General features: G+C 71.0%; 21 protein-coding genes. 9 read left to right on the top strand and 12 right to left on the bottom strand.

Features of this window, described 5'->3' with window-relative positions:
- Positions 1-414 (bottom strand): anti-sigma factor (locus tag MXD61_RS24595; RefSeq protein ID WP_248815789.1); only part of this gene is annotated, 414 nt, incomplete at its 3' end.
- Positions 411-1220: an RNA polymerase sigma factor SigE gene (gene sigE, locus MXD61_RS24600; protein ID WP_248815790.1), complete on the bottom strand. Its 810-nt coding sequence runs from the start codon at positions 1218-1220 to the stop codon at positions 411-413. The genes MXD61_RS24595 and sigE, both read right to left, overlap by 4 nt.
- Positions 1221-1399: 179 nt before the next feature.
- On the opposite strand from sigE, the gene MXD61_RS24605 reads away from it, so the two are divergent.
- The 3 genes from MXD61_RS24605 to MXD61_RS24615 all read left to right on the top strand — a co-directional run bounded on the left by MXD61_RS24605 (position 1400) and on the right by MXD61_RS24615 (position 4296).
- Complete coding sequence (locus tag MXD61_RS24605; RefSeq protein WP_248815791.1) at positions 1400-2062, top strand: O-methyltransferase; 663 nt, start codon at positions 1400-1402, stop codon at positions 2060-2062.
- Positions 2063-2226: 164 nt separating this feature from the next.
- Positions 2227-3822, top strand: coding sequence for a hypothetical protein (locus MXD61_RS24610; protein ID WP_248815792.1), 1596 nt, complete (start codon positions 2227-2229; stop codon positions 3820-3822).
- 63 nt (positions 3823-3885) lie between these two features.
- Positions 3886-4296 carry a hypothetical protein gene (locus MXD61_RS24615; RefSeq protein ID WP_248815793.1) on the top strand — a complete coding sequence of 137 codons (411 nt, stop codon included), beginning with the start codon at positions 3886-3888 and terminating at the stop codon, positions 4294-4296.
- Here MXD61_RS24615 and MXD61_RS24620 read toward each other — a convergent pair.
- The 3 genes from MXD61_RS24620 to MXD61_RS24630 all read right to left on the bottom strand — a co-directional run bounded on the left by MXD61_RS24620 (position 4264) and on the right by MXD61_RS24630 (position 7227).
- Entirely contained in the window at positions 4264-6072 is a 1809-nt protein-coding gene (locus tag MXD61_RS24620; RefSeq protein WP_248815794.1) for a M17 family metallopeptidase, read from the bottom strand. The genes MXD61_RS24615 and MXD61_RS24620 overlap by 33 nt on opposite strands.
- Positions 6073-6230: 158 nt before the next feature.
- A complete protein-coding gene (locus MXD61_RS24625; protein ID WP_248815795.1) occupies positions 6231-6398 on the bottom strand; it encodes a DUF3117 domain-containing protein in 168 nt (55 codons plus the stop codon).
- A 184-nt stretch (positions 6399-6582) separates the two neighbouring features.
- Positions 6583-7227: a DivIVA domain-containing protein gene (locus tag MXD61_RS24630; protein WP_248815796.1), complete on the bottom strand. Its 645-nt coding sequence runs from the start codon at positions 7225-7227 to the stop codon at positions 6583-6585.
- Positions 7228-7257: 30 nt separating this feature from the next.
- Between MXD61_RS24630 and folP the strand changes: the two genes are divergently transcribed.
- On the top strand, positions 7258-8148 hold the full coding sequence (gene folP / locus MXD61_RS24635) for a dihydropteroate synthase (RefSeq protein ID WP_248815797.1): 891 nt from the start codon (positions 7258-7260) through the stop codon (positions 8146-8148).
- A 71-nt stretch (positions 8149-8219) separates the two neighbouring features.
- On the opposite strand, the gene MXD61_RS24640 is transcribed toward folP, so the two are convergent.
- The 5 genes from MXD61_RS24640 to MXD61_RS24660 all read right to left on the bottom strand — a co-directional run bounded on the left by MXD61_RS24640 (position 8220) and on the right by MXD61_RS24660 (position 12823).
- Positions 8220-8822: a TIGR00730 family Rossman fold protein gene (locus MXD61_RS24640; protein WP_248815798.1), complete on the bottom strand. Its 603-nt coding sequence runs from the start codon at positions 8820-8822 to the stop codon at positions 8220-8222.
- The gene (locus MXD61_RS24645) at positions 8819-9712 is read right to left on the bottom strand and encodes a TIGR00730 family Rossman fold protein (RefSeq protein WP_248815799.1); all 894 of its coding nucleotides are present in this window, start codon (positions 9710-9712) and stop codon (positions 8819-8821) included. The genes MXD61_RS24640 and MXD61_RS24645 overlap by 4 nt, the downstream gene beginning before the upstream one ends.
- Positions 9713-9775: 63 nt before the next feature.
- Positions 9776-10498 (bottom strand): O-methyltransferase, encoded by a 723-nt coding sequence (locus MXD61_RS24650; RefSeq protein WP_248815800.1) that lies wholly within the window; start codon positions 10496-10498, stop codon positions 9776-9778.
- Positions 10499-10592: 94 nt separating this feature from the next.
- Positions 10593-12104 (bottom strand): HAMP domain-containing sensor histidine kinase, encoded by a 1512-nt coding sequence (locus MXD61_RS24655; protein ID WP_248815801.1) that lies wholly within the window; start codon positions 12102-12104, stop codon positions 10593-10595.
- A complete protein-coding gene (locus MXD61_RS24660; RefSeq protein WP_248815802.1) occupies positions 12101-12823 on the bottom strand; it encodes a response regulator transcription factor in 723 nt (240 codons plus the stop codon). Before MXD61_RS24660 ends, MXD61_RS24655 begins: the two co-directional genes overlap by 4 nt.
- A 286-nt stretch (positions 12824-13109) precedes the next feature.
- Between MXD61_RS24660 and MXD61_RS24665 the strand changes: the two genes are divergently transcribed.
- On the top strand, positions 13110-14552 hold the full coding sequence (locus MXD61_RS24665; protein WP_251080555.1) for a 4-hydroxyphenylacetate 3-hydroxylase family protein: 1443 nt from the start codon (positions 13110-13112) through the stop codon (positions 14550-14552).
- A gap of 50 nt (positions 14553-14602) precedes the next feature.
- Here the strand turns inward: MXD61_RS24665 and MXD61_RS28585 are convergent, their stop codons facing one another.
- A complete protein-coding gene (locus tag MXD61_RS28585; RefSeq protein WP_248815834.1) occupies positions 14603-15379 on the bottom strand; it encodes a family 16 glycosylhydrolase in 777 nt (258 codons plus the stop codon).
- 13 nt (positions 15380-15392) lie between these two features.
- Between MXD61_RS28585 and MXD61_RS28590 the strand changes: the two genes are divergently transcribed.
- Positions 15393-15719, top strand: coding sequence for a hypothetical protein (locus MXD61_RS28590; protein WP_308222843.1), 327 nt, complete (start codon positions 15393-15395; stop codon positions 15717-15719).
- 707 nt (positions 15720-16426) lie between these two features.
- Here MXD61_RS28590 and MXD61_RS24680 read toward each other — a convergent pair.
- A complete protein-coding gene (locus MXD61_RS24680) occupies positions 16427-17884 on the bottom strand; it encodes a carboxylesterase/lipase family protein (RefSeq protein WP_248815804.1) in 1458 nt (485 codons plus the stop codon).
- A gap of 773 nt (positions 17885-18657) precedes the next feature.
- Between MXD61_RS24680 and MXD61_RS24685 the strand changes: the two genes are divergently transcribed.
- The 3 genes from MXD61_RS24685 (at position 18658) to MXD61_RS24695 (ending at position 22083) form a co-directional block, all read left to right on the top strand.
- Positions 18658-19284, top strand: a complete 627-nt coding sequence (locus MXD61_RS24685; RefSeq protein ID WP_248815805.1) for a DapH/DapD/GlmU-related protein — start codon at positions 18658-18660, stop codon at positions 19282-19284.
- Between the two features lie 672 nt (positions 19285-19956).
- Complete coding sequence (locus tag MXD61_RS24690) at positions 19957-20835, top strand: glycosyltransferase family 2 protein (protein WP_248815835.1); 879 nt, start codon at positions 19957-19959, stop codon at positions 20833-20835.
- Between the two features lie 27 nt (positions 20836-20862).
- Positions 20863-22083: a glycosyltransferase family 4 protein gene (locus MXD61_RS24695; RefSeq protein ID WP_248815806.1), complete on the top strand. Its 1221-nt coding sequence runs from the start codon at positions 20863-20865 to the stop codon at positions 22081-22083.

A 22083-nucleotide genomic window follows, 5' to 3' on the forward strand; every position in this document is an offset into this window, starting at 1 on the left:
CCCCCCCCTTTTTTTTTTTCCCCGCAGACTCCGCCACCCGCGATGAGCGCTAGGCTCGTGGGCTCGGAGATGTGTATAAGCGCCTGGGCGCCGGGGCGGGGCGACGCGCGCGACCCTGGTCGTCTCGGTGCCCGTCCCGACGCCCGACTGGCCTGCCGCGACCGGCCTGCTCGACGGCGGGTCGACGGGCGCCGCGGGTGGAACCGCGCCGAGACCACGCAGCCGCGCCACGAAGGCATCCGACATGGCGGGGTCGCGCAGTGTCACCAGCCGCGCCTTCAGCGCGCGCATCCGGATGACCTCGCGCTGGCAGGGATCGCAGCCGGCGAGGTGGGCGAGCGCTCGGTCCCGGGCGTCGTGGTCAAGCTCGTGATCGATGAGTGGCGAGACACGGTCGCCGAGGTGCTCGGTCACGCGCGGCGCTCCGCCGGAGCACCACCCTTGCCACCGGCGGGGACGGCGGCACGCCGCCGCCCGATCCGCGCGCGACCATCATCACGGTCGCGCCGCGCGGCCGCATCCGCGCCGTACCGGTCGGTTTCCAGCCCGACGCCCGAGCGGGCGTCGTCAGCCCGAGTGACCGTGAACGTGGCGGCGTCCTGCGAGGAAGTGTCTCCCTGCGCCGTGGCGAGCAGAACATCCTCGCCGGCCCGGGGGGCACGATCGGCGAGGGCCGCCCGCAGCATCGCCCGCCCGCGCGAGATCCGGCTGCGCACGGTGCCGAGCTTCACCCCGAGGGTCTGCGCGATCTCCTCGTAGGACAACTGCTCGATGTCGCAGAGCACGACGGCCGCCCGGAAGTCGGGTGGCAGCGCGGCGAGGGCCGCCTCGACATCCGCGTCGAGGTGCGCCTCGGCGTAGACGGCCTCGGGGCTCGCCTCACGACCGGCCAGACGCTCGGTGTCCTCCGGGAGGGCGTCGAAGCGGATCTTCTGCTGGCGACGCATCCGGTCCAGGAAGAGGTTCGTCGTGATGCGGTGCAGCCAGCCCTCGAAGGTGCCGGGGGTGTAGTCGGCCAGCGACCGGAACACGCGGACGAAGACGTCCTGCGTGAGGTCCTCCGCGTCGTGGGCGTTGCCGGTCAGGCGATAGGCCAGCCGGTAGACCCGGTTGCCATGCTCACGGACGACATCTTCCCAGGACGGGGGAACCCAGGCTTCTGCTGTGGCGGCGGTGGCGCCGGTGGCGTCACTGGCCGCCCCGGAGTCCTGCGCAGCCACGGCCGCCTCTCGGTCGGTTCGCGTCGAACGTACCCGACGGCCCGGCCATGGAGCGGCGAATCCCGCTGCGGACACCGTTGTATCTCCCCTCGGTGGTCGACCCACGATCCTCGACACGATGCGCGTCGATCAGATGAACGCGCATCTGTGCTCTCCCGTTCCCGTAGGCTGCGGATGTCATGCCCCAGACAGATATCGGCGCGCTGGGTTCGGCCGCCGCCTACGCCGAGGGCTTCCTGCTGGAAGACCCCATCCTTCGTGCTGCCCGCTCCCGTGCCGAGGAGGTCGGGATCGTTCCCGTCAGCCCGGGCGCCGGAGCGGTGCTGCGTTTCCTGGCCGCCGCGGCCGGTGCCCGCGCCGTCGTGGAGATCGGCACCGGTACCGGTGTGTCCGGCACCTGGCTGCTGCGCGGCATGCGTCCGGACGGAACACTGACCACGATCGACGTCGAGGCCGAGCATCTTCGGTTGGCCCGCCGCACCTACGCCGACGCCGGGATGGCACCGGGTCGCTCGCGACTGATCACCGGCCGCGCCCTCGATGTGCTGCCCCGGCTGACCGACGGCGCCTACGACCTCGTCTTCTGCGACGCCGACCGGCGCGAGGGCAGCGAGTACCTCACCCAGGCCCTGCGTCTGCTGCGCCCCGGTGGCATCGTGGTGTTCGCCGGGGTACTGGCTGACGGTCAGGCCGCCGACCCCGCCGTGCGCACCGTGGACGCCATAGCCGTGCGCGAGCTCGCCACTGCCGTACGCGACGACATCCGGCTCACCCAGATGATGCTGACCACCGGCGGTGGCCTGCTCATCGCGGTGGTCGCGAAGTCCTCCCCGCTGAGCTAACCGCCGCGCCGTCGGCGCCGCATCACAGGCCGGCCACCGGGCAATCCGCTGGCGCACGACGGCGACGCATCCGATCATCTAGGGAAGCGCCTGGCCCGGGGGGATGCCGGCACAAGCGCGTAGTGTGCCCGTCCAGCGGGACATTTCGACGCAATGGGGAGTGGATGGCACCGGCCGCGCGGGAAGACCGGCGCTACGAGGATTTCGGCGGGTACGCCGGCCATGGCGCCAACACCGCGGCCCACACCTATCCCCACCACCAGAGTGCCCCTCGCTCACGTGACGGCCGTCACTCCCAGACCGCTGCCGGGCCCTCCGATCACGACCGTTTCGATGATCGACACGTCCATGGCCGGCTGCCTGACAGCTACCCGGAGGAGTATCCCCCCGCCTACCCCGCCGAACCCCGTCCGCGCGGTGAGCCCGCTCGCAGTGGCGCGCCCCGCCCGTCCTGGGGCGGCGCCGACGGCGACGCGCGGCCCGGTCAGGAACCACGGCCCGGTCGTGATCAGCGGTCCGGTCCGGACCGCTGGGAAGGCTCCGCGGGTGCCCACCGGGACGACTACGACCGTCCGCACCATCCCGACCGTCCGGACCGGGTGCCCGCGAACGGAGCCGGCGCCACCCGTGGGCGTGCCCGTCCCGGCGGCGACTGGTCGCCGGCCGCGGACGCGGCGAGCTACCCCGGCACCCACCGCCCCACCGACCGCCGCCCGGCCGAGCGCCACCGCGGCTACGCCGACGACCACCGGTACGACGACACCGGCCGGTACGGCCAGTACCTCGAGGACGACCACCTCGACGACCGGTACCCCGACGCCTCGCGCCACGACGACGACTACTCGGACGATCACGACGCACCGACCGGCCCGCAGCCGTCGTGGCAGCCCGGCGGACCGGCCCATCCGAGCGGCGCCGCCCCCTACCGTCCTCGCACACCACTGACCGCGACCGGTGGCGCCCCCGCCACCGGCAGTCGCGGCGCCACCGGCAGCAGGGGCACCGGCAGTCGCGGCACCGCCGGCAGCAGAGGCGGCGTCGGTGGGCACGACACTCCTGGCGGGCATGGCGCACACGGCACCCCGGGTACGCGTGCGGGCGCGGCTGGCCCGGCGGCCGATGACCGGGAAAGCCTCCTGCCGTATGTCGTGATCGTGCTGGTCGTGGCGCTGGTCGCCGGCACTGCCGGGTACGTGTTGAACCGGCTGGTCGGACCGTCCCACCGCCAGCACTCCGGGGCTCCGGCCGATCCGGGTGTCCTCCCCGCGGACACCCCGACCACGGTCGTGAGCGCTCCCGCCGCGGGCGTGGGCAGCCCGGCCTCACCCACGGGCGGTGCGGCCGCCGGTGAGGCCGCCAGCGGGCTGACGGCCGAGCAGGTCGCGCTCAGGTTGCGGACGGCGGGGCTGCCGCTGCGCACCACCGCCATCTACACGGCCGCCACCGATCCCGATCACCTGCTGGGTACGACCGGCGGCTACACCAGCCGGGTGGCCTTCCGCGATCCGCGGGTCGGCTCGAACGAGGTCCAGGGCGCCCCCGCGGGCGCGATCGAGCGCGGCGGGGCGATCGAGGTCTTCTCGGACGCGGCCGCCGCCGAGCGACGCGCCCGAGCGCTGCTCACCGTCACCGCTGAGCATGATCTGGTGACCGAACATGTGTATCGGTGGGCGGACATCGTCCTGCGGGTGTCCCTGGCGCTGACCGACACACAGGCCAAGGGTTACGAGACGGCCCTGGCACGGCTGCCTGTCGGCTGATCAGGCTAACCGGGCGACCGACCGCCCGGTTACCCGGCCGGCGGCGCGGGAGAGGATGGCAGCATGGACATTCGCACGTTCTACCGGGCGGACCCCCGGCGGCAGTCCTCGGTGGAGGTCCCGTTCGGCGACGGCTGGACGGACCATGAGGACAGCCACAGCACCTACCGGCTGAGCTGGGTCGCGGACACCGGCGAGATCTACGCCGTGCGCGAGCCCCATCCCGGCGGCATCCTCGCGCGTTACCTCGACCAGCTCGACGTCGACCAGGCGGACGTCAGCGCCCTACGAGTGGAGATCCTCGCGGTCGCCGACCGGGACACGATCGAGGCCGGCCTGGCCGGCTGGCCGGCCGTGATGTCCGAGTACGACAGCCTGCGCTGGGTCCGCACCCAGCTCGCAGCCCTGCCCGCCGCGCCGCCGGCGGGCAGGAGCACCGGCTCAGCCGGCCGGCGCGGGCCTGACCAGGGGTGAGGTGAGCCAGGCGAGCAGGGTACGGACTCCCCAACCGGTGCCGCCGCGGCTGATCTCGCCGTCGTCGGCATCGGCGCGGGCGGCGCCGGCGATGTCCAGATGGGCCCAGGGGACGCCGCCGACGAACTCACGCAGGAAGAGCGCGGCGACGATCGATCCGGCGCCCACGTCGAGGGCCCGGCCCATGTTCGTCAGATCCGCCACCGTCGAGTCGAGCGCGGGCCGGTACTCGTCGGTCAGCGGCAGACGCCACACCTGCTCACCGACGGTCTCCGCGGCGGCGGACAGGGCGGCCGCGAGCGCGTCGTCGGAGCTGAACAGCCCGGCGGTGCGCCGACCGAGCGCCACGGAGATCGCGCCGGTGAGCGTCGCCAGATCGACCAGGACGTCCGCGCCGAGTTCACCGGCCGCGTAGGCGAGCCCGTCCGCGATCACCAGCCGGCCCTCGGCGTCGGTGTTGAGCACCTCGACGGTCGTCCCGCCCCAGCAGGAGATGACGTCACCGGGACGCATCGCCTGCGCGCCGATCATGTTCTCGGCCAGGCAGAGCAGACCGGTGACCCGGCCCTGGACGCCGAGCGCTGGCAGCGCGGTCATCGCGCCGAGGACCGCCGCGGCCCCGGCCATGTCGGTCTTCATCGGGATCATCGAGACGGCCGGTTTGAGTGAGAGCCCACCGGAGTCGAAGGTGATGCCCTTGCCGACGAGGACCCGATGCCCCGGTGTCACGCCGTCGGCGCCCGGCGAACCCCCGGCGGCCGCCCCGGCTGGACCGTCGTACTCGATGCGGACGAGATACGGCGGGCGCGGCGAGCCCCGCCCCACCGCGCTGAGGCCACCGAAGCCCTGCTCGGCGAGTTCCGCCGGCCCGAGCACGTGCGCGGTGAGACCCGCGGCGACGGCGATCCGCACGGCCCGCTCGGCCAGCCATTGGGGCGATTTCACCAGACTCGGCGTGTTCACCAGATCCCGGGCGATCCACACCGATGTCGCCACCGCCCGCGCGGCTCGCAGCGCCTCCTGGGCTTCGGGGTCGTCCGTGAGGCCGGCGCTGAGCACGACGACCTCACGCAGTCCCCCACCGCCGCCGGCCCCCGCGCCGCTCGTCTCCCCCGCGCCGTTCGGTGACCCGGAGCCCAGCGCCGCGCCCGCGTCCGTCTCGGCCGCGGGCGGGTCGTCCACAGTCGCGGGCGGGTCGGTGCGGGCGGCGGCCCGGTCGAGCAGGCCGGCGACGCGATAGGCGCCGAGCGCCACCCCTTCGGCGAGCGGGCGCAGCCCGTCGGAGGTCAGTTCGGAGCCCGCGACCAGGGCGAGGCGAGCCACGGAGCCCGACCGACGGGCCAGAGCGGCGCCCACCGCGCGCCAGTCAGCCGCACGACCCGCACCCACACCCACGACGAGCAGGCGCCGCGGCTGGGCGGTGCCCTCGGCCGACTCCCCGGGCGGGACGGTCAGCGGCACGATCAGGACCGACCCCGCGTCCGCGCGCAGCGACTCGGACTCGATCAGCGCGTCCAGCCGAATCCCGAGATCGCCCACGGCCTGTCCGATGGCATCATCGAAGCGCGGCCCGTCCGCCCCGGCGGCCAGGACGACGGCGACAGCGCCAACGACGCCATCACCGGCGTCATCGCCACCCGTGGCACCGGCGGCACCGACCGGCCCGGAGCGCAGCACGACAGTGGGAAGCGGCGCGGTGAACTCGCCGACCGGCGAGGCCGACGGCCCTGCCTCCGGCGCCGCCGGCTTCGACGTGACCGACGCCGACCCGATCATCCGACGTGCCCGGTCATCTGACGTGCCCTCTCATGCGGCGTGCCCGTCGTGCGGCGTGCCGTCATGCGATGTGCCCCGTCATGCGATGTGCCCCGTCATGGGACGGACCCTCCCTGACACCGGACTCCCCTCGCCACCGCGTGACGCGGCGTCGTGCGCTAGCTGATCACGGTCTTGAGCGCTTCCCCCAACGCACCTGCCTCATCGGCGGTGAGTTCCACAACGAGCCGACCGCCCCCCTCCAGTGGGACACGCATCACGATGCCGCGCCCCTCCTTGGTCACCTCGAGCGGACCGTCACCCGTCCGCGGCTTCATGGCCGCCATCGGTGCACCTCTTCCTGCCGTCGGACCTGCGTCTGACGTCGATTATCCCGTAGACCCGACCGCAAACCGAAACACGTCTCCCCGCGCAATCACAACGGTCACCGGTGTCGACCGCAGAAGGTGGGCATCCGGTGTCGAGTACCGAGCGACCAACCACGATCACAACACCCATATCAACACTCTGCTATCTCTCGACTCCAGAGGGAGACGGATCGTCCTGTGTCTCCTCCACGACACCAGCCGGACCGTGGGCGGTACGGGTGCCGCGGGTGCCAAGGGCGCCCAAGGGGGCGGCGGGGCTGGGAGAGGAACCCGTGTCGGGGGTACCCGTGATGCCGTCACCACCGAGGGCGTCGTCGGCGCTCGGAGCATCGACGATCGGAGTGTGGACGCCCGGAGTGTGGACGCCCGGAGTGTGGACGCCCGGAGTGTCGACCGGCGCGGCGGCCGACCGTGGCGCGTCCCGGGTCGCGCCGATCCGGGCGAACGACGCGAGGCGGACGAGCTCCTCGTCACGGCGGGCGATCTCGTCATCGCGCCAGGCCAGCTCCTCGGCCAGACGCAGCAGGACGGCATCCACCTCGGCCATGTGGTAGCCACGCAACGCCACCGCGAACCGGGTGTGCGCGACATCGGTGGCCGTGACGGCACCACCCGCGGGCAACCCGACCGAGGAACTGTCGGGCGCGGCGGGATCCATCCGGTCGAATCGCCCGACGGCCAGAGCGGCCACGGTGAACACGACCGCGATGACAATGACGATCTCGACGGCGAGCACCACACTGTCGATCGTGCCACGACGCCCGTCGGCCAGCCGCGTCCACCCCACCTGATCTGCCCGATCTGGCAGGCTGGCCGGATGGATGGCGAAGTGGTTCGGGGCCAGCGGCCGTTGCGGCTGGGGCGGCGGGTGTTCGCACCGGCCGAGCTTGTCGTCATGGCGATCGTGAACCGAACGCCCGACTCCTTCTTCGATCGCGGGGCGACCTACGGCGAGGCCGAGGCACTCGCCGCCGTCGACCGGGCCGTCGCCGACGGCGCGGGGATCATCGATGTCGGCGGGGTGAAGGCCGCCCCCGGCGAGGAGGTGGACGCCGCCGAGGAGCTGCGTCGGATCGGCGGCTTCGTCGCGGCGATCCGGGCCCGGCACGCCGACGTGGTGATCAGCGTCGACACCTGGCGGGCCGAGGTCGGCCGCGTGGTCGCAGGCGAGGGCGCCGACCTGCTCAACGACGCGTGGGGTGGGGTCGACCCGGACCTCGCCGCGGTCGCCGCCACCCATGACATCGGCCTCGTGTGCACCCACGCCGGACATCTGCCGCCACGGACCCGCCCGCACCGGATGACCTATGACGACGTGGTCGCCGACATCGTCACGACCACGGTGGGACTCGCCGAACGTGCGGTGGCCCTGGGGGTCCGCCCCGATGCGATCCTCGTGGACCCCGGTCACGACTTCGGCAAGAACAGCCGCCATTCCCTCGAGGCGACCCGCCGCCTGCCCGAGATGACCGCCACCGGCTGGCCGGTCCTCGTCGCCATGTCGAACAAGGACTTCGTCGGCGAGACCCTCGACACCGGCGTCGACGGGCGACTCGAGGGCACCCTCGCCGCCACCGCGGTCAGCGCCTGGCTCGGCGCCCGGGTCTTTCGCGCCCACCAGGTCGCGGCGACGGTGCGCGCCCTGCGGATGGTCTCGGCGATCCGCGGCGACACCGACCTCGCCGTCGCCCGTCGCGGCGTCGTCTGACCAGTCGCCCGGCCGAACCAGCCGGTCATCCCGCCCGGCCGGTCGTGTCCGTTCTACCGGTCGTGTCCGTTCTACTCGCCTTCGACGATCTCGGCGGCGGTGGGCGACGGCGGAGCGACGGCCGTCGTACTCCCGCTCGCGCCGGCTTCCAGCAGGTCGAGCGCCTCGTCGACGTCGCCGGCCCAGTGCACCGTGTCACGCGCGGCCGGACGGACGAAGCCCCCGGCGACCAGCGAGTCGACGAGAACGCGCAGGGGCGCGAGGACACCCGTCGGGTCGAGCACGACGACCGGTTTGGCATGCAGGCCCAGCACCCGCGCCACCCAGATCTCCAGGAGTTCCTCCAGCGTGCCGAGGCCTCCGGGCAGCGCGAGGAAACCGTCGGCGCGGTCGTCCATCAGGCCCTTGCGTTCGCGCATCGTAGCGGTGACGATCAGCTCGTCGGAGTCGGTGTCGGTGACCTCCATCGCGTCCAGCACCGTCGGAATGATGCCGATCGTGCGCGCCCCGCCGGCCCGGGCGGCTCGCGCCACCGCCCCCATGCACGACACCGATCCCCCACCGGAGACCAGTGTGTGACCGCGCCGCGCGATCCGCGTTCCCACCTCGGCCGCGAGCTCCACATGGACCGGGTCGATCCGTGTCGACGACGCGCAGTACACACACACGTTCACGGCCGTCCATGCTCCTCTGGCTCCGCCGCCGGTTCCGTGGCTGGCTCCGCCGCTGGTGCGGTGGCTGGCTCCGTGGCTGGTGCGGTGGCGGCGCCGTGGCCCGCCCCGGAGGTGCCGGCCACGACGATCCGCACCGCCTCGTCCACATCGTCGGTCACCGCCATCATGTGCAGGTCCGCCTCCTTGATCAGCCCCGCGGCGAGCACCGTCGAACGCAGCCAGTCGAGCAGGCCCGACCAGTAGGCGGAGCCGAGCAGGACCACCGGGAACCTGGTGACCTTGCCGGTCTGGACGAGGGTGAGGGCCTCGAACAGCTCGTCGAGGGTGCCAAGCCCGCCCGGCAGGATGACGAACGCCTCCGAGTACTTGACGAACATCGTCTTACGGACGAAGAAGTAGCGGAAGCTGACGCCGAGGTCCACCCAGTCGTTGAGCCGCTGCTCGTAGGGCAGTTCGATGCCGAGCCCCACCGAGAGCCCACCGGCCTCCTGCGCGCCGCGGTTCACCGCCTCCATCACCCCCGGGCCACCGCCGGTGATGACGGCGAAGCCGGCTCGGGCGAGAGCCGACCCGAGCCGCTGGCCGACCTCGTAGACCGGATCGTCCGGGCGGATGCGCGCCGACCCGAAGACCGTCACCGCCCGCGGCAGCTCCGCCAGCAGCCCGAACCCCTCGACGAACTCGCTCTGGATGCGCAGCACCCGCCACGGATCGGCGTGTACGAATCCGGACGGGCTGCGGGTGTCGAGCAGCCGCTGGTCAGTGGTCGACCGTTCGACCTGACCCCGCCGCGCCACCACCGCCCCCCGGATCTGCTCCGGCGGCGGATACCGCCGCTCCCGCCCACCCGAAAACTCCGCGCCGGCGGTCGGACTCCCAGACCCTGTCACCCCGGCACCATAGGCCAACCAGAGGTGGGAACGCGGCGGCGGGTGGGCCGTCCGGGCCGGTGGTCAGTGGGCGCGGACGCGGACGAGCGTGAGGCCGTCGGCGAAGGGCAGCATCACCGTCTGGAGCCGGTGGTCCGCCGCCAGTCGGGCGTTGAACCGCCGCATGGCCGCCGGCTCCGCCCCCCGCGCTCGACCGCGGGCCGCCTTCCCGTGGAGCAGGACGTTGTCGACGACCAGCAGACCGTCCAGCCGCATTCGTGGCAGCAGCAGATCGAGATACTCCTGATAGGAGACCTTGTCCGCGTCGATGAAAGCGAAATCAAAGGTCGGCTCCGCCGGAAGTGCGGAAATCGTCTCGGCCGCGGGACCAAGCCGCAGCTCGATCCGGTGACCCACACCCGCGCGCGCCCAGTACTTCTCGGCGATCGAGGTCCACCGCTCACTGATGTCGAGACACAACAACTGGCCGCTGTCGGACAGGCCACGTGCGATGCACAGCGACGAGTATCCCGTGAAGGTGCCGACCTCGATCGCCCGCGTCGGACGCGCGCTGGCGACCAGCGTGGTCAGCAGGGTGCCCTGGGCATGCGGCACGAGCATGCCCGCCGCCGGGCCGAGGGCCTCGGTCTCTCGGGCCAGCTCGACGAGCACGGAATCCGGCGCCGAGGACGACTGGATCGAGTACTCCCGGACCCGCCGCGCGACGAACCTGGACTTGTTCCGCATCACCCGGATGGTGAGCGCCCTGATGTACAACCGCCGCAGCCAGGAATTCACATCAGTCACCGAAACCGCCTCCACCCGCTCAGGATTAATCCGGCGAGCGCCACGGTATGCGGCTGGCAACGGTGTTCGCCCACGCTCAACAGGCAGGAGAACGTCAGGAACCCGTAAAGATCATGGCGGGTTTCGAGGCGTCCGGGACGGGCGTACCCACGGCCTGTTCCCGCCCGGCCGCCAGTTCCACCACCGCCAGCAGCCCGCCGGAGGCGCTCCGTGCCAGGCGCACCCGTCCACCATCGGCCGCGACCAGGGTGGCCACGATGGTCAGGCCGAGCCCGGACCCACCCCGATCCGCGCGCCGGACCTCGGCGGACGCGGGATCTCGGGCCGCACCGGCGGTGCGGTAGCGGATGAGGGCGTGTTCCCGCTCTCTCTCCGACATGCCCGGCCCGTCATCGGCCACGGTGACGCGCACCGTGGCGGGCTGGACCGACCGGCCACCGACCACCACCGATCCACCTCGTGGGCTGGCGGCAAGCGCGTTGCAGACCAGGTTGTCGAGGATCTGCTCGAGATGGCCGGGGGCCGCCAACGCCAGCAGACCCGCGCCGACGTCCGGCGCCTGCGATGGGTGCAGCTCGCAGCTGAGTTCGACCCCGGCGTCGGCCGCCGCCGGCAGCCACGCGACCACGCGGTCCTCGATCACGGACGCGACGTCGACCAGGTCGAGCGCGGCCGGGGCATGCTCGGCCCGCGCGACGGCGAGCAGGCCATCCACCAGCCGGGCCAGCCGGGCCACCTCGGTGAGGACACCGTTCACCTCGCCGGCCACGGGTCCGTCCACGTCCTGCGCCAGCAGTTCCAGCCGCAGACGCATGGCGGCCAGCGGTGTGCGCAGCTGATGGGAGACGTCTCCCAGCAAGGTGCGCTGCCCGTGGACGAGCGACTCGATCCGCGCCGCCATCTCGTCGAAGGCCCCGGCGAGGGCCCGCACCTCACTCGGGCCTCGCACCGTCCGCGCCCGGGTCGCCAGCCGACCCTGGCCCAGCGCCTGCACCGCCTGCTCCACCCGGCGCAGGGGACGCGCCACCCAGCGGGTCAGGGCCAACGCGGCGACCAGCGCACCGAGCGCGACGACACCTCCACCGATGGCGATCATCGCCCAACGCGAACGGGTCTCGGCCCGCAGCGGTGCGTCCGACCGTCCGACGACCACGACGCCAAGCACCCCGGCGGCGCCGCGCACCGGCGCCGCGGCGACGAACCGGCCGCCGGAGACCGAGATGGGGTAGCGCAGCCGCTGCTCGTCCCGGACGACCTCGCGCAGCTCCAGCACCGACACCTCGGTCGGTCGCCCGCTTCCGGCGACCAGCCGCCCGGTCCGGTCGTAGAGCTCCACCGTGTCCGGCGCGCCGGTGCGGCCCCCGGTGGTGTCCCGCATCGGATGCGGAAGCAGGGCCGTGGACAACGACCCGGCGCCGGGATCGGACGCGGGTGTCCGCCGGAGCGCTCCCTCCACCTGGCCCGCGTACACGTCGGTGTCGGCCATGATGCGCAGGCAGAAGATCCGCCGGTCGTGGGCGGCGATCCGAAATCCCAGCGGGATGCACAGTCCGATCAGGGTCACCATGGTCAGTGCCAGGAACGCGGCGAAGATGCGCCGGCTCACCGGTGGCCGCCGGTGGGCGCGGTCGTGGGGTCGACCAGGCGGAACCCGACGCCGTACACGGTCTCGATGTACCGCCCGGGGCCGAGCTTGCGCCGCAACGCCCCGACATGGACGTCGAGGGCTCGCGAGGAACCGAACCACTCGCCCCACACCGCGGCCAGGATCTCCTCCCGACGCAGCGCCCGACCAGGATCGTGGGCGAGGCACGCCAGCAGGTCGAACTCCTTGGCCGTCAGCGCGACCGGATGTCCGTTCAGATGAACCTGCCGACTGCGCAGGTCCACCGCGATCGGGCCGTGGCGCAGGATCTCGTTCCCGCTGGCCGCGGCCGCCGTGGCCCGGACCGCCCGACGACGCACCGCCCGTATCCGCGCCAGCAGTTCGGCCAGCCCGAACGGCTTGACCAGATAGTCGTCGGCACCGAGGTCGAGGGCGCGGACACGGTCCGCCTCCTCGGCGCGGGCCGTGATGACGATGACCGGGCTGTCGGTCAGACCGCGCATGCGCCGGCAGACGTCGTTACCGTCCAGATCCGGCAGGCCGAGATCCAGCAACACGAGATCGGGCGGGTCCGTCGACGCCGCCTGTTCGAGGGCGGACGCGCCATCAGCCACGAGGATCGCGGTGTAACCGGCACGACGCAGACTTCTCGTCAGCAGACGCCCCAGGGACACGTCGTCCTCGACCACCAGAACGCGCGCCGCCGCCGACCGCACCATGGGGCAACGTTATGTGTTCGACCCCAGCCGACCCGGGACATCCCGAATTTCTGGCAGCAATTCTGGCAGCAATATCGATCGGCAAACATCTTTGCCCTCGTATGTCCCTTTTCGCCTCTTTCACTTTTCCCACCAAAATCCCATCGACACCTCAAGGGGGGTCGAACTCCGCTACTCTTGCGAAGCAACAGGCATGCCACTGCGCGGTCCGCGGTCCCGGCACATTGATTCCAGGGTCACTGGTACGACATCAGGCCACCAACCAGGTCCGGGGGGACACGGGGAGATGGGCGCACGATCCGGAAAAGACTATCTTGACGGGCTTACTGACGATCGTGAGGTGTGGCTCGGTGGGGAGCGCATCAAAGACGTCGCGAACGACCCGCGAACCGCTGGTGCGGCCACCACACTGGCCCGCCTTTACGACCTTCAGTTCGATCATCCGGAAAAGCTCCTGCGCCTGGATCCGGTTTCCGGCGAGCAGGTTCCCGTCACCCATCTCATTCCGCGGTCGGCCGCCGATCTGGAAACCCGGCACGATGCGCTGGCCTGCATAGCCGAACGCACGCTCGGTCTCATGGGGCGCAGCCCCGACTATGTCAACGTCACCCTCGCCGGTTTCGCCGGCCGGCCGGACGTCTGGGGTCGGGACGGCAACGAGGAGGGCACCGCCAACCTCGTTGCCTACCAGCGCGAGGCCATGCTGAACGACTGGGCGCTCACCCACGCCATCGTCAATCCCACCGTGGACCGATCCCAGCCGGAGACCGCCGCCGGTGGCGGGGACATCGTCGTCCACAAGGTGGCCGACACCTCCAGGGGCATCCTCGTGCGCGGCGCGCGGGCGCTGGCGACCCTCGCCCCGTTCGCGGACGAGATGTTCGTCTACCCCGGCTACCCGCTGGCCGAGGGCGACGAGAAATACGCGGTCATCTTCGCCATACCAATGTCGACACCGGGGCTGCGACTGCTGTGCCGCGACAGCTACTCCTCGCCGTGCCCGGCGGACCAGCCGCTGTCCAGCCGGTTCGACGAGCAGGACGCCGTCGTCATCTTCGACGACGTCGAGGTACCCCGCGAACGCGTTTTCCTGGACGGCAACGTCGACCTGTACAACCGCGTCATGCAGCGGTCGGGGTGGACCCCGAACATCATGCAGCAGACGACGATACGGGCGGTCACCAAACTTCAGTTCGCCTGGGAACTCGCGACCCGGATGGCGGCGGCCGTCAACAACTCGTCCCCGGCGACCACCGAGATGCTCGGCGAGATCTGGACCTATCTGGAACTCACCCGGTCGGCACTGCTGGCCGCCGAGGCCGGCGCCCACGAATGGGGCTCGGGCACCTGGCTTCCAGCCGAACCGCCGTTCGCCGCCCTGCGCCCGACCCTGCCCAGGTGGTTCCCCCGCGTCAACGAGATCATCAAAGTCCTGGGCAGCCACAGCCTGTTGGCGACACCGGCCTGGTCCGAACTCGACAACGCCGAACTGCGCCCCCTGATCGACCTTTACTACCAGGGCGCCAACGGCCTGCCGGCGAAGGACCGGATCGCGCTGTTCCGACTCGCCTGGGATTTCGTCGGCAGCAGCTTCGGCGGTCGCGCGGAACTGTACGAGCGGTTCTACCTCGGCTCCTCGGGCCGTTTCCTCACCCTCGCCCAGAAGATGGCCGCACGTTCCTCGACCTTCCCGCTGCTGGGTTCCGTTCTTGAGGCAACCGAACGTTAGATCCCAACCGCACATCCGCGGCGGCGCCGGCCAGGCCGGATCAGCCCGGGTCAGGCTGTCGGCTTCGACGAGTAGACCCGCACGTAGTCGACCGTCATGGTCTGCGGGAAGGCCCCCGCGTCAGGTGAGCCGCCGTAGCTGCCGACCGCCGCGTTCAGAATCATGTAGAAGGGCTGATCCCACAGCCAGACCGGAACATCACCTCGCGACAACGTGCGAATCAGCTTGTCGTCGAAGTAGAACCGCAGGCCGGTCGCCGTCCAGTCCAGACCATAGGTGTGGAAGGTGTCGCTGACCGCTCCGGCGTAGTCGAGACTTCGCCCGGTACCGCTCCAGCCGGCTTCCCAGTGCGCACCCTCGGCATCGACCCCATGGACGTTCGTGTGAATCGTGCCGGGCTTACTAGAGATGATCTCGACTATATCGGTCTCGCCGGACCGGGGCCACTCGGTGACTCCGTTGGGGCCGAGCATCCAGATGGCCGGAAACATTCCAGCGCCGGTGGGCAGCTTCGCCCGGACCTCGAAGTACCCGTACTTCCAGGTCTGTTTCCCACGTGTCTCGACCCGCCCGGACGAGTACGACCGCCCCTTGCAGGAAGGCTCGCGGTTCGCGGACAGCAGCAGATGCCCCGAGCCGTCCAGCCGGATGTTGTTCGGGCTCGCCGTGTAGCACTGGACCTCGTTCGCTCCCCATCGATCGCCGACCGTGGGTGACCACACGGCCGAATCGGGAGCGGCCCCCGCCAGTCCATCGAACTCGTCGGCGAACCGCGGGTTCGCGCCACCCCCGGGGACGGGTTCGACGGGCCGCGTCGGAACCGGCACCGGCCTGGTGGGAGTGGCCGAGGGGCGTGTCGTCGGCCCCACCACCGTGGGCGGACCCACCGGCGTCGGTGGCGCTGGCGTCGCCGGGGTTGGCAACGGCGAGGGTGGCGTCGGCCGCCCGCCCGAGCCCACGCTGGGTATCGGCCGTGGCGCTGTCGGAGCCGGGGAGACCGGCGGTGAGCCGGTACCACCGCCTGGCTTCACCGGTACCGGTCCCCCTGACCTCGAGGGCCCCGGCGGGATCGGCTGTGCCGGCGACGGCGTCGGCGTCACCCCGCTCGCCGGCGGCCGTACCCCCGGCCGACACCACGCTCCGAGTGCGGCAGGGCACTTTCGGTAGACGAAATATCGGCCGTGCAGGCGCCCGTACCGGTAGGGTCGCCCGTCCGGAGCCAGGAACAACAGCTTGATCCGCCCGAGCTGCAGCTGCGCCGGTGCGGCGAACAGCGGCTCTGGCCTGGTGGTATCCGCCACCGTCGACGTCGAACCGGATGGTCCGCCTGACGCGGACGCCGGTGCCGCCCCACCGGTCTCCACCTCGGCGGTGGCGGTGGCGGGAAGCGAGCCGAGTTGGTGCGGTACCCAGCAGACGCCGTCGTCGTCGGTCACGCAGGAGAACGCGTCCGAGGCGACCAGGCGATCGGGCCGGTCAGCATCGGGTCGAAACAGCACAAAAAATCCGGCGCCGAGAAGGGCCAGAACGGTGGTGAACGCTAGGAGCGGGCTTCGAAGTGAGCGGCGCCTGACGCGCCGATGCCTGACCATGGGGACCCCCGTACAAGGACGGATTCACTGATCGTCGACCGGTCCCCCCCGGTTCTGAGAGTAACAGCGGGAACTCCCGACATGACGATCCATCGCGCCGCGTTTATCATCCATAGTTCAATGCTGGATACCTGAATGTAATTTTTTCCTGGTCGCTTCCACGCGGATGCCCCGTCCGGATGGCCCGGGTGAGCGGAAACCCGGACCACGCCAGCCGACGAGGTCACCTGACTGCTGCCAGGCAAGCCGGCCCGACCTTCGGAAACCGCAGGCCACCTCGATTCAGGCCACCTGCTTCCAGAAATCACAGTGGTGGTCCGCGGCGAAACTCGTGGTCGTGCGGACACCCGCTGGGTCCAGCGACTGGAAGCGCCCCGAACCGCTGACATAGGTGGGCCAGGACGCCGCGCCCGCGGTGTTCGGATCGCCATCCGCGGCGAACGCCGCCCAATATCTGATCATCACCTTGGACAGGGCGGCATGCTCGCCGGTGAGCGCGGAATCCGCCCGAGGAAGGACGTACTGGATCTCCGCACCGTGATATGCCCCCAGGGGGAAGGGCGCGGTGGCGCTCAGGCGCCCCGGCGCGTCCGTGTCGACGAACTCGTACGCGTAGGTGGGGACGGCCCGAGCCAGCAGGTCGGCCGCGCTCAGACCACGGCAGCTGAACCGGCTGTCGCCGATCGCCCGGGCCAACGCGAGCCCCGGGGAGACTCCGGGCCCAGCGGCGTACGCCGTGGCCACGGTGGTGGCCGCCGCGCCGAACTGCGTGGTCAGCGCCGCCTGGTAGCCGGCTTCGGAGAGCGGCTTACTGGTGGAGTCATAGCTTGGGACCACGAAGACGCCACCCTCGTCCCGATTGGTGCCGACCAGGACGGGCACCCGCCTGGTCAGCCGGGCGAGACCGGCGAGGATCGGCGTCGGCAGCGTGGTGCCACCCACGGCCGGTTCCCAGGAGAGTCGGGAACGACGGGTGTTCGCGGCCGCGACCAGCTGGTCCGCCGGTGTCCCCCGCAGGCACTCCAGCTGGGTCGCGGGCCGCGCGCATCCCACGGCGGCGGCCAACGTGGCGCCCTGCGCGTCCGACTCGGCGCGGGTGCGCAGCCGCTGGGCGCAGCCGCTCTGCGCGACCGCACGCTGGAACAGCCCCTCGGCGCTGGGTGACACGAGATTGGCGCACACACTCGCGCCGCCGGCCGACTGCCCGCTCAGGGTCACCCGCGCAGGATCACCGCCGAACCCGGCGATGTTGGCGCGCACCCAGCCCAGGGCGGCCTGCTGGTCGAGCAGCCCGAAGTCGCCCGGGCCGGGCCCCGCGGTGGACTCGGTCATCGTCGACAGGGACAGGAAACCGAGCGCGCCCAGTCGGTAGTTCGGCGCGACGACGATGAGCCGGCCCTGTTCGGCCAGCCGCGCACCGTCCACGTCCGTCCCCTGGCCGGTCAGAAAGCCGCCCCCGTACAGCCAGACCAGAACCGGCAGGTGGGAGGCGTCCGCCCGCGCGCCGGGTGGGACGTAGATGTTCAGCACCAGGCAGTCCTCGCTGGTGTTGGCGAGGTCCGGCTGCGGGCAGGCATGGCCGGCCCTGGTCGCCGCCAGCACACCCGCCCGCGACGGTGCCGGTCGCGGTGGCTGCCAGCGCAACCGACCCACCGGCGATGCCGCGTAGGGAACCCCGAGAAAGGACGTGCCACCGCCCGCTGCCCGCTGCCCGGTCACCGGGCCCTGCGCGGTGGCCACCGTCTCCCGCCCGGACGGGGCGTGGCCCGAACCCGACGAGCCCCGCCCACCGCCGCCCGAACAGCCGACGGCGGTTACCGCGACGCAAAAACCCAGCCCGACGGTGATCCACCTCCTCAAGACGGACATATACCCCCCAAATGCGATATGCGTGGCGAGTGGTGTGCGGCAGCGACATTACAGCCGCAACCGGCGAGTGCGCGGCCACAACCATGGAATATTCATCTTGACCTCGGGGAAGAGACTGGTAACCCTGCTTATGTCGCAAGCTCCACGAACAGCGCGCCGACCGCGGAGCGGGCCGGCGGCGAACACCGGGCGTCCCGCCGTCACGAAGCCGATAATCCTCGGGTCCGCCGCCCCTCCGATTCAGTCCGCCGGAGCATTCGCCGCACCGTGTCCTACCTCACACCCGCAGGTCAGCGCTCGGTTCCGGGTAACGCGTCGCCACCTCGGTTGCTCCTTCGGGACGCATCCATCACCCGCCAGGGATGGCACCCCAGTACCCGGGCCGTGCCCGCCACGTCATTGTCCGCAGCGCCCCCACCTCGGTTGACGCGATACAGCGACTTTCGGATCCCGGGCGTCGGAGCAGAGCATCGACCGGTGCGATCCGATGCCGGCGGTGCGCTGCCGGGTGGGATCACGCGGGTGGCGACAGAGACACCATGCTCTGACCGCGTTCTGGCCGGGAAGTGAGATCCGCTGGATGGGTCCACCCGGCTGCGATAGCATCCTGGCGGGGCCGTCAAAGACGGTTAGAGGGGGCTCGAATGAAAGTACGCCGCCTGTGCTATCAGGTCTGGCTGGAGCTGGGCATACTCGCCCAGGGATTCATCGTCAACGTTCTCGGTGGATCAGTACTGACGCCACGCCCGATTCGCTACCTGCTCTATCGCCTGGGGGGCGTGAAGACGCAGAGCGCCGAGATATTCCCGCGTTGTGTGCTCGGCCATCGGGCGCATCTGGGTCGGCACGTGGGCCTGGGCTGGGGCGTCTTCATCGACAACTCGGCCGAGGTGCACATCGGCGACCACACGATTGTCGGCCCGCAGGCCACCTTCCTCACCTCGGGGCACCCCATCGGCCCGATGGGGGTCCAGCGAGAGGTGTTCGAGAAGGGTCCTATCCGCGTCGGCGCGCACAGCTGGGTCGGCGCACGGGCGGTCGTGATGCCCGGCGTGACGATCGGCGATCATACTGTGGTTGCAGGTGGTTCCGTCGTCACCAGGGACTGTGAGGACTTTGGTCTCTACGCCGGCGTGCCGGCCAAGAAGATCCGTTCCCTTCAGGCCAGCCCCGTCCAGGAGAATGTCCCGGCCCAGGCCACGGTAAAGACGAACACCGTTGTTGGCACCGTTTCCACGACCGATGCTCTTCAGGAGGCCACCCCGGCCTAGTGTGATTTCCGGGTGGCACCGTTCTGCCCACCGGTCGCGCCCACCAGCTGGTCGATCACCTTTTCCGTGAGCCCGTACACCCACGGCCACGCGCCGGTCCCGTGCCGCCGATGGCTGCGCCAGCGGACGCCGACCGGGTGGCCTCGGTCCTCCCCGGTCGCGCCGCCGAGCCGGCGGGCGAGTTCCAGCCGGCCGACGGTTGTCTCAGAAATCGGCGAATCGTGGAATCGACGGGGTTGCCACCGGGAGACCTCCGGCGCGGCCACCGAGCGGTTCCCGCACCGCCCACAGGTAGGAACACCGCCATGCCCTGACACCGGCCCGGTTCCGGCCGATATCCCAGGTGTCGCTCCGGCATGCCAACTGACACCGAAAGACCGAAACAACGACGACTCGGAAAAACATTCATTACAACCAGGAGAAGAGATCGAAAACCAGCCCTTCGGCACGCCCGATGAGGTAGCCTGACGACACCGGCAGGAGCCTTCCAGGCCGGATCGGGCAACATACCGCGGGCCGGTTCCCAGAACTAACGCGGGCCAGTACCACCAACGTCGGCCACGCGGTCGGTCACCGGCGTCGGGTGGAGCCCAGTCTGTTTTCTCGCCACACCCGGACATGGACTCGCCGAAACTGTTCTGAGCAGGGAAAAGCTTTGTCATGCCTGCCCTCATGCGGCAGCTCGGTACCTCAGGGGGAGATGTGCTCGGCCTGCCCGCAAACCCGTCCATCAGTGTCGTCATACCAACTCTGAACGAGGCCCGTAACCTGCAGCATGTGTTCGCCAGACTGCCGGCCGGCGTCGAGGTGATCATCGTGGACGGCCGTTCCGTCGACGACACCGTCGAAACGGCCCGCTCGCTGCACCGGGATGTCGTCATCGTCCACCAGACCAGACGAGGTAAAGGCAACGCTCTCGCCTGCGGATTCGCCGCGGCGACCGGAGACATCATCGTCATGGTGGACGCGGACGGCTCCGCCGACCCGGCCGAGATCCCGGCGTTCGTCGGCGCGCTGGTCGCCGGCGCGGACTTCGCCAAAGGATCGCGCTCCCTGGTCGGTGGGGGCAGCAGCGACCTGACCCTGCTGCGCAAGCTCGGCAACCGGCTGCTCAGCGGCTTCGTCAACGTCCTGTTCAACTGCCGCTACACCGACCTCTGCTACGGCTACAACGCCTTCTGGCGGCGCTGCCTGCCGGCGCTGGCACTGGAATCCGGTGAGCCCGGCCCGCGCCGCTGGGGCGACGGGTTCGAGGTCGAGACGCTGGTCAACATCCGCATCGCGCACTCCGGCCTGCGCGTCGTCGAGGTACCCAGCTACGAACACGATCGGCTGCACGGCGTCAGCAACCTGAACGCGTTCTCCGACGGCCTGCGCGTTCTGCGCACGATCCTCGCCGAATGGGGTCGCCTGCGCCGTAACCCCGCCTCACCGGGCCGCGCACCGGCCCGCCGCCCGCATTTCGCCGCTGCGGCCTCCGTCGTCCACCAGCGACGGGTTCCTGAGACGCGAACGCCCGAGGAGCCGACCTACCTGCGGGAAGGCGCCTGACGGGCCCTCGGCTACCGCGGGAGAATCATGAAAATCGCTCTGCTGGCGCAGTTCTATCCGCCGGTCATCGGAGGCGAGGAGCGGCACGTGCGCAACCTCGCCCACTACCTGCACGACCACCACGACGTCGTGGTCATCACCCAGGGCCCGGCCGGCGGCGAGCAGCTGCGCGAGGGGATTCGGGTCCGCACGGTGCAGCCGGCGACAGCCAGCCTGCCCATGCTCTACAGCGAGCCGGACCGCACCTACGCGCCGCCCGCACCGGATCCGCGCATGACGGTGGCGTTGCGCCGGCTGATCCGCGAGGAGCAGCCGGACGTCGTGCATGCCCACAACTGGATCGTCAACAGCGTGCTGCCGTCCCGGCGCAGCGCGAACGTGCCCGTCGTCCTGACCCTGCACGACTACAGCCACGCCTGCGCGACGAAGCGGTACATGCGGGCGGACGTGGAGGTCTGTTCCGGACCCGCGCCGGCCCGTTGCCTGTCCTGCTGCCGGGTCCACTACGGCACCGTGGTCGGGACGGCCACCTACACGGCCAACCTCGCCGGTCAGCGGCTGCGCCGCCACCATGTCGACCGGATCATCGCCGTCAGCCGTGCGGTGGCCCGCCACAACCGGCTCGACGACCTCGGCGTGCCCTACGAGGTGATCCCCAACTTCGTTCCGGACGACCTGCTGACGAAGATGGCCGGTGCCAGCTCGCCACCGGAGGGTCTGGTCTCCGAGGGCTACATCCTGTTCGTCGGAGATCTCAGCGCCGAGAAGGGCGTCGACGTTCTGCTCGCCGCCTACCAGCGGCTGCCGCTGCCACGCCTGCCGTTGCTGATGGTCGGCCGTCGAACCACCTCCACTCCCCGGGAGCTGCCCGAGGGGGCGACGATCGCCGAGGCCTGGGATCACCCGCGTGTGGTCCAGGCGTTCGCCCACGCGGCCTTCGCGGTCGCCCCGTCGATCTGGCCCGACCCCTGCCCGACCGTCGTCCTCGAAGCCATGGCGGCCGGACGAGCGGTGGTGACCACACCCCTGGGCGGCATCGCGGACATGGTCCGCCAGGATCGCGAGGGTCTGGTGGTCGCGCCGGGCGACGCCACCGGGTTGGCCGACGCGCTGGAGCGACTCAGCAAGGATCGCGGCTACCGCGACGAACTGGGCACCGCCGGGCGCACCCGGGTCCACCGGTACCTGGCCAGCACTGTGCTGCCACGCATCGAGCAGGTGTACACCCATCTCGTTCATGGCCGCTGA

It is taken from the genome of Frankia sp. AgPm24 (assembly GCF_023243055.1).
GTDB lineage: Bacteria > Actinomycetota > Actinomycetes > Frankiales > Frankiaceae > Frankia > Frankia umida.

Coding starts and splice junctions, on each gene's coding strand:
- MXD61_RS24685 (WP_248815805.1), top strand. CDS start 18,658: ATGAAAGTACGCCGCCTGTGCTATCAGGTCTGGCTGGAGCTGGGCATA.
- MXD61_RS24665 (WP_251080555.1), top strand. CDS start 13,110: ATGGGCGCACGATCCGGAAAAGACTATCTTGACGGGCTTACTGACGAT.
- folP (WP_248815797.1), top strand. CDS start 7,258: ATGGATGGCGAAGTGGTTCGGGGCCAGCGGCCGTTGCGGCTGGGGCGG.
- MXD61_RS24625 (WP_248815795.1), bottom strand. CDS start 6,398: ATGGCGGCCATGAAGCCGCGGACGGGTGACGGTCCGCTCGAGGTGACC.
- MXD61_RS24605 (WP_248815791.1), top strand. CDS start 1,400: ATGCCCCAGACAGATATCGGCGCGCTGGGTTCGGCCGCCGCCTACGCC.
- MXD61_RS24660 (WP_248815802.1), bottom strand. CDS start 12,823: ATGGTGCGGTCGGCGGCGGCGCGCGTTCTGGTGGTCGAGGACGACGTG.
- MXD61_RS24610 (WP_248815792.1), top strand. CDS start 2,227: ATGGCACCGGCCGCGCGGGAAGACCGGCGCTACGAGGATTTCGGCGGG.
- MXD61_RS24690 (WP_248815835.1), top strand. CDS start 19,957: ATGCGGCAGCTCGGTACCTCAGGGGGAGATGTGCTCGGCCTGCCCGCA.
- MXD61_RS24620 (WP_248815794.1), bottom strand. CDS start 6,072: ATGATCGGGTCGGCGTCGGTCACGTCGAAGCCGGCGGCGCCGGAGGCA.
- MXD61_RS24615 (WP_248815793.1), top strand. CDS start 3,886: ATGGACATTCGCACGTTCTACCGGGCGGACCCCCGGCGGCAGTCCTCG.
- MXD61_RS24695 (WP_248815806.1), top strand. CDS start 20,863: ATGAAAATCGCTCTGCTGGCGCAGTTCTATCCGCCGGTCATCGGAGGC.